General features: G+C 41.7%; 10 protein-coding genes and 1 pseudogene. 8 read left to right on the top strand and 3 right to left on the bottom strand.

The features are described 5' to 3' along the window. Positions 1-161: 161 nt before the first annotated feature. A pseudogene (locus tag IM322_RS21890) lies at positions 162-1,223 on the top strand (AtzE family amidohydrolase); the annotation flags it as partial. Here the strand turns inward: IM322_RS21890 and IM322_RS21885 are convergent. Continuing rightward, positions 1,220-2,380 carry a glycosyltransferase family protein gene (locus IM322_RS21885; protein WP_287672674.1) on the bottom strand — a complete coding sequence of 387 codons (1,161 nt, stop codon included), beginning with the start codon at positions 2,378-2,380 and terminating at the stop codon, positions 1,220-1,222. The pseudogene IM322_RS21890 and the gene IM322_RS21885 sit on opposite strands and share 4 nt — an antisense overlap. Positions 2,381-2,545: 165 nt before the next feature. On the opposite strand from IM322_RS21885, the gene IM322_RS21880 reads away from it, so the two are divergent. The 7 genes from IM322_RS21880 to IM322_RS21850 all read left to right on the top strand — a co-directional run bounded on the left by IM322_RS21880 (position 2,546) and on the right by IM322_RS21850 (position 10,348). After that, positions 2,546-3,826 (top strand): glycosyltransferase, encoded by a 1,281-nt coding sequence (locus IM322_RS21880; RefSeq protein WP_287672676.1) that lies wholly within the window; start codon positions 2,546-2,548, stop codon positions 3,824-3,826. After that, entirely contained in the window at positions 3,813-4,604 is a 792-nt protein-coding gene (locus IM322_RS21875; RefSeq protein ID WP_287672678.1) for an MOSC domain-containing protein, read from the top strand. The genes IM322_RS21880 and IM322_RS21875 overlap by 14 nt, the downstream gene beginning before the upstream one ends. A gap of 317 nt (positions 4,605-4,921) precedes the next feature. Then, on the top strand, positions 4,922-5,983 hold the full coding sequence (locus tag IM322_RS21870; RefSeq protein ID WP_287078207.1) for an Mrp/NBP35 family ATP-binding protein: 1,062 nt from the start codon (positions 4,922-4,924) through the stop codon (positions 5,981-5,983). 21 nt (positions 5,984-6,004) lie between these two features. After that, positions 6,005-7,285 (top strand): rod shape-determining protein RodA, encoded by a 1,281-nt coding sequence (rodA, locus tag IM322_RS21865; protein ID WP_287672679.1) that lies wholly within the window; start codon positions 6,005-6,007, stop codon positions 7,283-7,285. A 568-nt stretch (positions 7,286-7,853) separates the two neighbouring features. Further along, positions 7,854-8,006 (top strand): microviridin/marinostatin family tricyclic proteinase inhibitor, encoded by a 153-nt coding sequence (locus IM322_RS21860; protein ID WP_287672681.1) that lies wholly within the window; start codon positions 7,854-7,856, stop codon positions 8,004-8,006. A 277-nt stretch (positions 8,007-8,283) separates the two neighbouring features. After that, a complete protein-coding gene (locus IM322_RS21855) occupies positions 8,284-9,261 on the top strand; it encodes an MvdC family ATP-grasp ribosomal peptide maturase (protein ID WP_287672683.1) in 978 nt (325 codons plus the stop codon). Between the two features lie 112 nt (positions 9,262-9,373). Continuing rightward, on the top strand, positions 9,374-10,348 hold the full coding sequence (locus IM322_RS21850) for an MvdD family ATP-grasp ribosomal peptide maturase (RefSeq protein ID WP_159249523.1): 975 nt from the start codon (positions 9,374-9,376) through the stop codon (positions 10,346-10,348). Between the two features lie 215 nt (positions 10,349-10,563). Here the strand turns inward: IM322_RS21850 and IM322_RS21845 are convergent, their stop codons facing one another. Then, positions 10,564-11,097: a GNAT family N-acetyltransferase gene (locus IM322_RS21845; RefSeq protein WP_046662770.1), complete on the bottom strand. Its 534-nt coding sequence runs from the start codon at positions 11,095-11,097 to the stop codon at positions 10,564-10,566. 221 nt (positions 11,098-11,318) lie between these two features. Beyond that, complete coding sequence (locus IM322_RS21840) at positions 11,319-13,382, bottom strand: ABC transporter ATP-binding protein/permease (protein ID WP_287077883.1); 2,064 nt, start codon at positions 13,380-13,382, stop codon at positions 11,319-11,321. Between the last annotated feature and the right edge of the window lie 259 nt (positions 13,383-13,641).

Here is a 13,641-nt window from a genome sequence, read left to right as displayed (position 1 = left end):
TTGGCCGCAGGACTTGCGGTGTCAGTCTGTAGAGCGACCATAAGACCAGAACAGAGTAAATCTGTTAAGGCAGGTGCGAAACCCCGCAAGGGAAAGAAGCAGAAACCTAAATCGTGAGGTTTGGGAATCACCGTCCGTTTTACGGCGGTGAGGATGTCAACACTTTAGCAGGTTCCAAAATCAATCGAGATAATCCCCCAGCAAGACAGGATGCGATCGCTATTCAAACCCTAGAAGCAGCCGGGGCGGTTTTGGTGGGGGCGACCAATATGGATGAGTACGCCTACGGTTTTGTCACCGAAAATGCCCATTATGGAGCAACTCCCAACCCCCTCGATCCTAGTCGCGTCTCGGGGGGATCCTCCGGTGGTTCCGCCGCCGCCGTTGCCGCTAATTTAGTGCCTCTCGCCCTCGGTTCCGATACTAATGGTTCGGTGAGGGTTCCCGCCGCTTGCTGTGGCGTGGTGGGGCTAAAACCCACCTTTGGGCGCGTATCCCGTCAGGGCTTATTTTTGTTCGTTAGTAGTTTGGATCATCTGGGATTTTTTAGCGGCAATGTGGCGGATATGGCGGCTATTTGGAGTCTTTTTGCCAAAAATAACCTTAAAGCCCCTTTAAATGGCTTAGAGGGCGTAAAAATAGCCCTTGCCGACGATTATTTTCAGCAGGGAGCCGAACCAGAAGTAATCGAGGCGGTGACAGCGATCGCCGAACGTTTAGGAGTTACCAAAAAAATCACCATTCCCGAAACCGCCCGCGCCAGAGCAGCCGCCTATATAATTACCGCTTCCGAGGGCGCAAATTGGCATTTACCGCGTTTACAGACCAGATTAGAGGATTTTGACCCCGCAACCCGGGATCGCTTCTTGGCAGGGGCATTAATTCCCTCTAGCTGGTATTTACAGGCTCAACGTTTTCGCCGTTGGTATCGCGATCGTCTGCGAGAGATTTTCACCGAAGTCGATATTATCCTCACCCCGACGATTCCCTGTATTGCGCCACCGTTAGGAGTAGAAAAAATGATTATTGACGGGCAAGAGCTATTAATTAGACCTAATTTAGGCAGATTCACCCAACCTTTTTCTTTTATCGGTTTACCTGCCCTTTCTTTGCCGATTAAACGTCCATCCCAGTTACCTTTAGGTTTGCAAATCATCGCCGCTCCCGATCGCGAAGACTTAATCCTAAGGGTAGCCAGGGTTTTAGAGGAAATGCGAATCTAAGCATCAGCTTCAATCACATCTAACCAAGCGGCGGCCGATCGCTCCCAAGTGTCAGTTAGGGCAATTTGACGACATCTTTCGCGCTCTTGGGCTAAAAGCTGGGGATTTTTCAGTAATTCGACAATTTTCCAGGCTATAGCTTCCTGAGTAGCCGGATCGGTTACTTCCCCCGGCACTTTCACACAGTAGTCTTTTTCTCGAAAAACGGCAAAATCCGTCACCACCGGCAGACAGCCCACCACTGCCGACTCGCGCACAGAAATACAATCGATCTCACGATAGGTGCAACCGTAGTAATGAATAGCAGAGCGAGCTTTTTCCTCGATTAGTTGACGATAACCCATCATTCCCCGATCAACTACCCCCGCACTAGCTTTAATCAAAGCGATTAAATTATCGCACCATTCCTTGCGATCGCCAATGCCATCCCGTTTAGTAAAACCATAGTAGAGATGTAACTCGGCCGCGGGAATTTCCGCCTTGATAATCGGCCAGCCATGCTTTAACATCGACTCTAGGCCGCGATAATAACGAGAGGCATAGACTAGACGATAGGGAAGATAGTCACTTTCCGGCACTGTCTCACTTACAGCCAAAAGGGAAGTATCGATACCATTAGGAACAATCGGACATTGATGATCGGCACAGAAATCCAGTAAATCCCGTTGATATTGGCTTTTACAGAAAATTTTGTCATATCTAGCCAAAATTTCCGGGGTATAGGAGTCTGCCGGCACTTTAATATCTTGCCAATCAAAAAAAATTCGTTCTGCCTTGGTACCCGGACGGCAATAGGTGGGATGACGAGAGATCACCAATGTCTCAAAGTGATCCTGCCAATTCATGTGGTAATAATTAACATAGCGAATACCGTCCTGTTCCCCTTCCATACCCTCACAATTGCCAAAAATCGTCACTTTATAGCCGCGTTTCGTCCATTCCTGCGCTAAAAAAGCCACCGATGCCTGGGTGCCACTGGCCCCCCGTTGCCAAATTTCCGCCGGACGCATGGGACGATATTTTTCTGTGTAAATAACGATCGATTTTTTCGGCCAACGACGGGCGCTCAAACGCTGTTTAATTTGAAATAGGGAAGGTGCGCTGGCCCGTAGCCATTGTTTGAGATTAGATTGTAGGGATGGAGTAGCTTGTGACACTCTTTTTCTCCAAGATCGAGGAAAAATAGGGGCGATGGGTGATAGAGTCTTAGTTTCTCGAATTTAACTCGATTTCTCGACTCAGTAGAACAATTCGAGCCTATCATATAATGGGTTCAAGTCAAAAATCAATCTTTTTATTGCCAGCTATCGACAAGGAAATCTATGAAAATTGTCATCCCGATCGTGTTTTATCGCAAAGGAGGAGTAGAAAGAGTCATTATCTCTTTAATACCTAGCTTATTAGAATACGTCGAACAAATTATTATCGTCCTTCCTCGTAATGATATTGAATATTTTAAGTCTTTAATGCCCGATTCCGATAAACTTATCTATGAGGATTTTGCTTTTTACCCCCAGAGTTTTGAGACAAAATTAATCTATTTTTTTTATGGTCTTATAGCAAATTTTTATAAAACCCTAAGACTGAATTCTCTTCATCGTCTTTTCTCTCGTAGAATTGAACTTTTACGCATCGAAGCAAGAATTAATCAGATTATCAAGCGTTACCAAGCTGATCACTGTTTGTATGGGATGACTAATCGGATTTCTCCCCCCAATGTCAAGGTTACTTTAAGTGGCATTATTTATGATGTCTTTTGGCAATTTGCTCCCTTAACTTACTCAGAATCCTATCAAGAACCCTACAATGAAGTCTTAAAAGAATGGTTAGATAAGGCCGATCTACTGTTCACGATTTCCCAAAAAACTAAAGACGATGTTTTAAAGGTTTTTCCCAATGCTACCTATGCTAGTAAGTTAAAACCTGTACCCTTAGCAGGATTTGTCGAGCAGTCTAATCCCAAGAGTGATTTAGTCAAAAGTGAGCTAGTTACTTTTTATTTTCCCTCCTCCTTTGGTATCTACAAAGATCATCTGACTTTGCTCAAAGCAGCCATTAAACTAGCGAAACAAGGTTTAAAATTTCAAATAGTTTTCATCGGTAAAGAAACCGATAATCTAGTTAGTGGAAATCTGCAATTATCTCAACAATCCAAAACTCAAGAATACCAAGATTATCTCAAAGAATGTACCCGAGTTTATCGGGAAAATCAAGAAATTTTCGAGAGTCATATCAAGGGATTAGGTTATCAAGACTATGAGACCTTACAATTTTATTATCAAACCTGTTCCTGTGTGGTATTTCCCTCAAAATACGAAGGTTTTGGATTAGCAATAGCGGAAGCCATTTTACAAGGTATTCCCGTTATCGCTTCCGATTTAGAAGTGTTTCAAGAACAGGTAGAATTATATAATTGTCCCGAAAGAGTGCAATTCTATCCTAGGGGAGATGCGGAGAGTTTAGCCAACTGTTTAGAACAATTTATCCTCAATCCGATTCCTCGCTTGTTACCCGAAGATATCCCCAATAAAATTAATCTCTGGACTTGGGAAGATGTGGCGAAAAAATATGTAGAAATACTGAAAGAAAATGCAGGTTACTGATCTCTATATCTACCCGATTAAATCCTGTCGAGGTATTCAATTATCCCAAGCTGAAGTGACTCCTAAAGGTTTACTCTGGGATCGGGAAATGATGTTAGTGGATGGCAAGGGTAAATTTATCACTCAAAGGGAATATCCGCAATTAGCCACGGTTTCTGTCACGATTACCGAAGATAATTTTTCTCTAAAAACATCTCAAGACTGCCTGACTTTTCAGCCTAATTTCACAGGGGAAAAAAGAGCAGTTCAAATCTGGGAATCCCAAACCATAGCCATCGATCAAGGGGATGAAATCGCCGAATGGTTTGAGAAAATTCTGGACATTCCTTGTCGTTTATTGCGACAATCTCCCGATTACCTGCGTCCTGCGAATCCTCAGTATGCGGGGAACGATCATACTCCCGTCAGCTTTGCCGATGGTTATCCAATTTTATTAACTAATACTGCTTCTTTAGAGGACTTAAATCGGCGTTTAGTTGCACCAGTGCCGATGAATCGTTTTCGTCCTAATATTGTTATTAGTAGCGATCAAGCTTTTAGCGAAAGTAGTTGGCAAAAAATAGTAATTGGTGAGATAACCTATTCTCTGGTTAAACCCTGTAGTCGCTGTATTATCACCACCACCGATCAAGAAACAGGTAGAAGAAATCCCCAGCAAGAACCTTTAAAAACCTTAAGAACTTTTCGCAGTTTCCCCGGGGGAATTATGTTCGGAGAAAATGTCATCCCAGAAAAGACAGGTACAATTAAAGTCGGCGATCCTATTAGCGTAATCTAGAGATATAGAGATATGGGGGAATGGGGAAGTGGGGGTTATCAGTTATCAGTTATCAGTTATCAGTTATCAGTGAACAGATGTGAGCTTTCAGTTCACTGATTAAGTACCTAAGCAAAATTAATTACACATATCTAACCCCGCTCTTGCCTGTTGCCTTTTGCCTCTTGCCTATCTTCACTAGGAAATTAATTTTGCACGACTACTTACTGTTCACTGTTCACAGCAAAAAACTCCCCACTCCCCACTGATAACTGTGCGGGCATCAAGGTTAAGATAAATAACCATAAGAACAATACTTGACTAGAGACACTGAAACCATGCCCCTTGATACCGCATCGATTTTAGAAGTATTACGTCCCGTTCAAGATCCGGAACTGCAAAAAAGCCTAGTGGAATTGAACATGATCCGCAATGTGGCGATCGATGGCGGAAAAGTTAGCTTTACCCTAGTTTTGACGACTCCTGCCTGTCCTTTGCGCGAATTTATCGTTGAAGACTGCCAAAAAGCCGTTAAACAGCTGCCCGGTGTGGAAAGTGTTGCCGTGGATGTAACTGCCGAAACCCCGCAACAAAAAGCTTTACCGGATCGCCAAGGCGTGGAGGGGGTTAAAAATATTATCGCCGTTTCCAGTGGTAAGGGCGGTGTGGGAAAAAGTACCGTGGCTGTGAATATCGCCGTCGCCTTGGCTCATTTAGGGGCAAAAGTGGGGCTATTAGACGCGGACATCTACGGACCCAACGCCCCGACAATGTTGGGCTTAAATGACGCACAAGTGACCGTACAGGGCGCAAATGGTGAGATATTGGAACCCGCTTTCAACCATGGCATCAAAATGGTTTCCATGGGCTTTTTGATCAACCCCGATCAACCGGTAATCTGGCGCGGTCCGATGTTAAACGGCATTATCCGTCAGTTTCTCTATCAGGTCAATTGGGGCGATTTAGACTATTTAATCGTCGATATGCCTCCCGGTACTGGGGATGCACAATTAACTTTAATTCAATCGGTCCCCCTAGCGGGTGCGGTGATTGTCACCACTCCCCAGACGGTTTCTTTAATTGATGCGCGCCGGGGTTTAAAAATGTTCCAACAGCTAGGGGCGCGGGTTTTGGGTATCGTAGAAAATATGAGTTATTTTATCCCTCCCGATCAGCCCGATCGCTCCTATGATCTATTTGGTTCCGGTGGTGGGGAAAAAACCTCGCAAGAATTGGGCATTCCTTTACTGGGATGTGTGCCTCTGGAGATATCCCTACGGGAGGGCGGTGATACTGGTGTACCAGTGGTTGTGGGGCAACCGGAATCGGCCTCAGCTAAAGCCCTGATAGCGATCGCTCGTCAGGTGGCGGCGAAAGTATCCGTAGCAGCCTATAGTTAGTCAGTAAATTTGGGGAGAGAAATGGTGAGAAGACAGTCCCTTATTAGTAGGAAACTAAGGGGTTTTAACGAGCAGTTTAGCTTCATTTTCCGGGATATAGCCCAAATTGATTGGCTTTTGTTCGTTTTGGTGACGGGTTTAACCGTTTTCGGTGGTTTAATGATTCGTAGTGCCGAAAGGAACACCACCGCTCTCGACTGGTGGCAACACTGGTTATTCGGTGCCGGGGGAGTGGCGATCGCTGTATTTCTGGCCCGTTGTCGTTACGAAAGTCTGCTGAAATGGCACTGGTTAACCTATCTTCTCACCAATCTCTCCCTAATTGCGGTAATTATCCTAGGGGTGACGGCGAATGGGGCGCAAAGTTGGATTAATATCGGCAGTTTTAATGTGCAACCGTCGGAATTTGCCAAGGTAGGTTTAATTATCACTCTGGCAGCCCTCCTACATCATCGTCCCGCCGATAATCTTTTTGCGATCGCTCGTGTATTTGCCGTCACTGCCATCCCCTGGGTGTTAATTATGGCGCAGCCGGACTTGGGGACAGGATTAGTCTTTGGAGCAATTACCCTAGGCATGATTTACTGGGCTAATGCGAAACTCCCTTGGATGATTATCCTGTTATCTCCCCTCGCATCGGTTTTTCTGTTTAATTTACTTTTTCCTGCTTGGATTGTTTTAGCAATTATCATCGCTGTCCTTGCTTGGTTTACCCTCCCCTACCGTTTTTTATCTACTTTCATCGTGGTGGCAACTAATCTGGCAGTGGGTAAATTAGGCGAGGTTTTTTGGGGTTTATTAAAAGAATATCAAAAAGATCGTTTAACCCTATTTCTTCACCCAGAAAAGAATCCTTTGGGGGGAGGTTATCAATTAATTCAATCCCGCATTGCCATCGGCTCCGGAGAATTATTGGGACGGGGATTACACCAAGGCACCCAAACCCAATTAAATTTTATTCCCGAACAACACACCGATTTTATCTTCTCCGTAGTCGGGGAAGAATTCGGTTTTGTCGGCAGTATTCTAGTTTTAATAGCTTTCTGGTTAGTTTGTTGGCGTTTGTTAGTCATTGCTAATACTGCTAAAGAAAACTTCGGTTCTTTAATAGCGATCGGTGTTCTCTCGATGATCGCTTTTCAGGCAATTCTTAATATTAGCATGACCGTGGGATTAGCCCCGATTACAGGGATTCCTTTACCTTGGTTAAGTTATGGACGTTCATCTTTATTAACCAATTTTATCGCCTTGGGTTTAGTGGAATCCGTGGCTAATTATCGCCCCCGTAAGCGTTTGTACTAAGTAGTCGTGCAGCTATCAGTTATCAGTGATCAGTTATCAGTGATCAGTTATCAGTTATCAGTGATCAGTTATCAGATTTGAGTTTTAAGTGTGGAGTATTAAATCCCACTTTCCGCACTTCTTAACATTCAATTGATGATTTTTACTAATATATTCCTTCCAAACCCTTGCCAGTAAGAATTATAACTACAATGATGGATTTTGATCAAGGTGAAGAATTGTAAATTTTTTTCTCAGAAAAAATCAATTATTGAAAATGTTCTCAATAGTAGTTTCTACAATCAAGGTTTTTCGTTAAAACATCTTGGGGAATGTAAAAATATATAAAAGTATATGAAGATGTGCTGAATGTCGGATTTAGCGGAAATTTTTCTGAAATTTTTCTTAAATGCTTGACATTGGCCAGATTAGTGGTTACTATGGTCTCCATCACCCAAATAAAAGCAAATTATTTGCACAATCCCGATTCTGAAAGCCATGCACAGCAAAGCTTTTAGGGGTAAGTACAGGTGGTTGTTTTTATCTGAGTGATTAAACTTGTTCACTCAAAATTACCAGAGGAATAACAATGGCATATCCCAACGATCAACAAGGTAAAGCACATCCTTTCTTTGCTCGTTTCTTGTCCGTAAGCAAAGAGGAATCTTCCATCAAGTCTCCTTCCCCTGAGCCTGAGTTCATCAATACACTCAAATACCCTTCTGACTGGGAAGAGTATTAAACTCAGGTTACATGAGTAATTGCAGCACTTTTCTTGATTACACCGTACAGACAAAAAGCTAAAAGCTCCACTAAGCAAGGCTCGCAGCCAAAAAACTATACGTTGAGATCCTGAGAAGTGCTGTAAAGTAACTTTAGTAATTACTCAAGAAAAAAACAAATACTGCAATTAGTTAAGCAAAAGCAGCAATTTTTTCCGCCTTTTATTGAGATTCTTCTCGATAAATATCCGCCCAAAAGCCTTAAAATGGGTTAAAATATAGGGATTTGCAATTGACATGAAAGAATCGCCTAAAGTTGTTTTATTGTTGACCCATAGCGGCGATTTTTTCACGATTGACCGCGTGGCTGAGGCGATAGAAAAAAAAGGAGCCACACCTTTTCGCTTAGATACCGATAAATTTCCCTTAGAGGTTCAACTAACAGCCCAATTTAATGGGAAAAAAAGTTTTTATCAATTAACCTATAACCATCAATCTATTGATAGTGAACAGGTGCAATCTGTTTGGACAAGACGTATTTGGCAACCTGAAATAACAGCGGATTTAGATCCTCAGTTTCGGGAGGCTTGTGTGCGAGAATCCCAGACGACTTTGGCTAGTTTTTGGGATAGTTTAAGGTCAGCGCGTTGGTTAGATAATTTAGCGCAAATTGAGAGGGCTAAAAATAAGTTATTACAACTTCGTTTGGCCTCAGAAGTTGGCTTGATTATCCCCCCCACTTTAGTTACCAATAATCCTGATGCTGCCCGGGAGTTTTTTTCCCAGGTTCAGGGAAGAATGGTGAGTAAATTGTTAACTGCGATCGCCCACAGTATGGAGTCGCCGGAATTTTTTCTTTATACCAGTAGGGTGAAAGCAGAAGACCTTGAGGAAGCGGAATCTTTACGCTATTGTCCTATGGTTTTTCAAGCGGAAATTCCCAAACAATTAGAATTGAGAGTTGTCGTGGTTAATGGACAGACATTTGTGGGAGCTTTAGAATCTTCTCAGTATAATAATTCTGCCGTAGATTGGCGAAGACCTGGTATTGATCCAGGTGCTTGGCAACATCATACTTTACCCGATTCACTATTGCAGCAACTTCAGATTTTTATGGCTAATTTAGGGTTGAATTTTGGGGCGTTTGATTTTATCTTAACTCCTGGGGGAGAATACGTTTTTTTAGAAGTTAATCCGGGTGGTGAGTGGGGAATGTTAGAACGGGATTTAGATTTACCTATTTCTCATGCGATCGCCGATTTTTTAGTAGGCTAAAAATCAAACCAAAACCTAATCAGGATTTTGAGGATTTTAGGATTATCAAGATTCTTAATCCCAAATCTAATCAGGATTCTCAATCCAAAATCCCAAATCATCAAGGAAATCTATGACCGTTTTAATTGTTACTTTTAGCCACGATAATGAAAGTATTCCTCTGGTAATCAAAGCCATAGAAACGATGGGGAAAAAAGCCTTCCGTTTTGATACCGATCGCTTCCCTACAGAGGTGAAAGTTGATCTTTACTCAGGCGGTCAAAAAGGCGGAATTATTACCGATGGAGAACAAAAATTAGAGCTAAAAGAAGTTTCTTCTGTTTGGTATCGACGCATGAGATACGGACTAAAATTACCCGATGGGATGGATAGTCAATTTCGCGAAGCTTCTCTTAAGGAATGTCGGTTAAGTATTCGAGGAATGATTGCTAGTTTATCTGGTTTTCATCTTGACCCAATTGCCAAGGTAGATCATGCCAATCATAAACAATTGCAGTTACAAGTAGCGCAACAATTAGGTTTATTAATTCCGGGGACTTTAACTTCTAATAATCCTGAAGCTGTCAAGCAATTTGCTCAGGAGTTTGAAGCGACGGGAATTGTGACTAAAATGCTTTCTCAATTTGCTATTTATGGAGACAAGCAAGAGGAAATGGTTGTTTTTACCAGTCCTGTTACAAAGGAAGACCTAGATAATTTGGAAGGTTTGCAATTTTGTCCCATGACTTTTCAGGAAAACATTCCTAAAGCCTTGGAATTACGCATCACTATCGTCGGTGAACAAATATTTACGGCGGCGATTAATTCCCAACAATTAGACGGCGCTATCTACGATTGGCGAAAAGAGGGAAGAGCGCTCCATCAACAATGGCAACCCTACGATTTACCGAAAACTATTGAAAAGCAACTACTAGAATTAATGAAATATTTCGGTCTTAATTATGGTGCAATTGATATGATTGTCACACCAGATGAACGTTATATCTTTTTAGAAATTAATCCCGTTGGCGAGTTTTTCTGGCTAGAACTTTATCCTCCTTATTTTCCTATCTCCCAGGCGATCGCTGAAATTCTCGTCAACTCATAAACTGGCAAAGACAGAGCCAGAGTATTTTATCGCATCGACGAGGCTCTGACTCCAGATTTCCCCCCGACTACTGACTTGAAAGAGGGTGTAGGGTGTGGGGTGTGGGGTGTGGGGTGTAGGGTGTGGGAAGTGGGGAAGTGGGGAGTTTTCTCAGTGAACTGATAACTGATAACTGATAACTGATAACTGGCTCCTAACCCCACCAACAAACTTTTTCAGCAAACCCTACTTAATTTCCAGACCAAGACTTTCTCTCGTGCTTCTATCAGATCCATGCCGATTTTTTCTAAAACTCGCTTTGAAGCTATATTATCGGGAGCGCAGCCAGCGGTCACTGTTTGCATACCAGGTTGAGAAAGTGTCCAGTCCATCATTGCTTTTGTCGCCTCAGATGCGTAGCCTTGTCGTCGATATAACGGTGCTACTTGATAGCCAATTTCTACAGCATCTGTGGGTAAACCTGTGACATCAGGAATAATTTTGATCATCACATGACCAATAAGGGTATTTTCTGCTTGATGAATAATTAAACTCCCCCACCCCCACTCATTTTGTAAGGGGAATTGCAGCAAAATATTCGCAATATCAGGGAAAGCTTGAATCAACTCTTGTTCGGCCCAGTCAGCTGCAACTTTTACCCCCAAAATTGTTGCTAATTCATCGATACCTATAATTGCGGCCTTGAGAAGTTCAAGCTTGAAGGGGACTAAATATAATCGTTCCGTCACCAGTTTTTCCAGTGCTTTCATTTGATAAAACTCCTATACCAGTTATCAGTTATCAGTTATCAGTTATCAGTTATCAGTTATCAGTTATCAGTTATCAGTTATCAGTTATCAGTTAGTAGCTTGTTAATCAACTTACCCAGCAAAAACCTCATTCTCTAGTTCTCCTGAGAGGGGGAAGTCTGAAAAATTTTCCCTACCCCCCACACCCTGTCTCACTTTCAATCTGTTTGTCAACCCATTAGCTATATTCTCACCCATTTTAAGGTTTTTGGGTCTTTATCATAATGATAATTAAAACCATCTTTGGCAGTAATGATTTTACCTAAACTGGCTCGATTACGAACGCTACTTAAAGAATAATCAGTTAGGGACTGCATTTGTTGATGGGACAAACCTTCAGTTATTTCAGAAACTCCGGCAATTTCCGCATCATGCTCAGTTTTAACCTCAGACAAAGTCTCTATTTTTACCGCCGAAAAATTTTCTGATTTTTTTGACATCATCACTATGTTATTAACTTTTTTGCGCTGATAATCTTCTACCGTTGACAGCTGCCAATGGGAATTTTCTGTTAACTCTAAGACCCATCGATGATAATTAAATAAACTTTCCCGATGACCAACACTAATAAAAGTGGTTTTACTTTCCTGTAATTGCTGATATAAGCTGGCTTCATTTACCAAATCTAAAGCGCTGGTTGCTTCATCTAAGATAGTAAAAGTGGGTTTAGTGATTAATAGTCGAGCAAAAGCTAGTCTTTGCTGTTCTCCGAGGGATAAAATCTGTTCCCAATTGACTTCTTTGTCTAAGCTATTTTTGTCAGTTAATAAATGTTGAAGATTGACTTTTTTTAAGATATTTTCTAATTCTTCATCCCTCAGTTGCTCATTGGTATGGGGATAAAGTAATTGCTGGCGTAAACTGCCAAGAATAATATAAGGACGTTGGGGTAAAAATAACATTTCAGCTAAAGGAGGACGTACTAAACGACCACTACCAGCTTTCCATAAACCGGCGATTGCTCGTAACAAGGAACTTTTTCCTCGACCACTCGGACCAATAATGAGTAGGCTTTCTCCCAAAGGGACAGAAACCGATAAATTCTCCACAATTACCTTTTCATAATCGGGAGTTTGTAGGGTAAAATTTTCAAAAGCTAGACGATTATCTTCCAGGGTGGTAATGCGACTTAAGTTTTTCGGATCTTCACTGGCAACTTTTAAGGCATCTGTCAAGGTAGCTAACCGTTCAATATAACTTGAAACTTTACCCGATGTTCCCCATTCAGTAATTAATTGTCCCAAGGCATTAGAAAAAAGGAAACAGCATAAACTCGCTTGACTAATTTCCCCATAATCGATTTCGTTTTTAATAAACATGGGGGTCAAAATAAACATTGAAAATACACTAATCGCTGACTGATAACCCCGATTAAAAAGATTATTAAACCGTTCCCAATTTATCAGTTTTTCCGAGCTTTGAATAACCCGTTGAAAACGGCCTTCAATGATTTTTTCTTCCTGCTCTTCTCCCTGAAAAAAAGCAATGGATTCGGCGTGGTTACGCACATGGGTTAAAGCATAATTATAATCAGCTTTATTATTAAGCTCAGATTGATTAATTTTGTTTAATTCTTGAGTTAGATAAATTGCTATTAAATTTCCTGCGATCGTATAAATTATTAGATAAACCGCAATTTGCCGAGAAATTGTCCAAAGAATAATCGCAAAAGTAATCATTTGTAACCCTTTTTCCACGAAGGTAATTAAAAACCTCATGGTCATGGTCGTAATTGGTTCAATTTCTTGAGATAATCTTTGATCGGGATTTTTTAAAGCTGAGGTAAAATCAATGTTATAATAAGCGCGATGATTGAGATATTTTTTAACGGTTTGTTTCGTTAACCACTTATACCAATCTAAGGCTACTTTGCGACGAATAAATTGAGAAAAAGCAAATAACCCCGTTGTTAATATAATCAACAAACTGGATAACCACAGCGTATTTAGATATTTAGAAAGATCTCTATCTTCAATAATAATATCGAGTACATAACGATTCCAGTAGCTACTAAAAGCTTCTACCCCCACCGTTGCCAAGATACTTAAAAGGATCAAAGCTGACATTCCCCAAGAAATGATCACATCTCCAAAGGCACGTCCATTTAACTCCGTTGGATACCAATAGGGTTGAGCCACAATTTTTAGGCTTTCCCAAAATTGACCAAATAGTGAAAAGGGATTCTTGGAGGACTGGTCGGACACCACAGGGTTTTCCGTTGCTTTTTTAGTGGTATATTGGGACATCTACATCCAATTGGTGGTTACTCTACTGTTCTCTTGACAACTCAATATCACATTGTAGCGGGAGAATTACCTCTTGTTGTCTTTTGATAACATTTTTATCTCGAAGATGAAAGTGACCTTTGACATCCTCACCGCCGTAAACGGACGGTGATTCCCAAACCTCACGATTTAGGTTTCTGCTTCTTTCCCTTGCGGGGTTCCGCACCTGCCTTAACAGATTTACTCTGTTCTGGTCTTATGGTCGCTCTACAGACTGACA

Source organism: Microcystis sp. M109S1, assembly GCF_020247025.1.
In the GTDB taxonomy this organism is placed as follows: domain Bacteria; phylum Cyanobacteriota; class Cyanobacteriia; order Cyanobacteriales; family Microcystaceae; genus Microcystis.
The sequence above is the reverse complement of the archived record's forward strand: the minus strand, read 5'-3'. Positions and strand labels throughout refer to the sequence as shown.

Excerpts from the sequence above, each read along its gene's own strand:
- IM322_RS21880 (WP_287672676.1), top strand. The coding sequence starts at position 2,546 with ATGAAAATTGTCATCCCGATCGTGTTTTATCGCAAAGGAGGAGTAGAA.
- rodA (WP_287672679.1), top strand. The coding sequence starts at position 6,005 with ATGGTGAGAAGACAGTCCCTTATTAGTAGGAAACTAAGGGGTTTTAAC.
- IM322_RS21845 (WP_046662770.1), bottom strand. The coding sequence starts at position 11,097 with ATGAAAGCACTGGAAAAACTGGTGACGGAACGATTATATTTAGTCCCC.
- IM322_RS21870 (WP_287078207.1), top strand. The coding sequence starts at position 4,922 with ATGCCCCTTGATACCGCATCGATTTTAGAAGTATTACGTCCCGTTCAA.
- IM322_RS21860 (WP_287672681.1), top strand. The coding sequence starts at position 7,854 with ATGGCATATCCCAACGATCAACAAGGTAAAGCACATCCTTTCTTTGCT.
- IM322_RS21850 (WP_159249523.1), top strand. The coding sequence starts at position 9,374 with ATGACCGTTTTAATTGTTACTTTTAGCCACGATAATGAAAGTATTCCT.
- IM322_RS21855 (WP_287672683.1), top strand. The coding sequence starts at position 8,284 with ATGAAAGAATCGCCTAAAGTTGTTTTATTGTTGACCCATAGCGGCGAT.
- IM322_RS21840 (WP_287077883.1), bottom strand. The coding sequence starts at position 13,382 with ATGTCCCAATATACCACTAAAAAAGCAACGGAAAACCCTGTGGTGTCC.
- IM322_RS21875 (WP_287672678.1), top strand. The coding sequence starts at position 3,813 with ATGCAGGTTACTGATCTCTATATCTACCCGATTAAATCCTGTCGAGGT.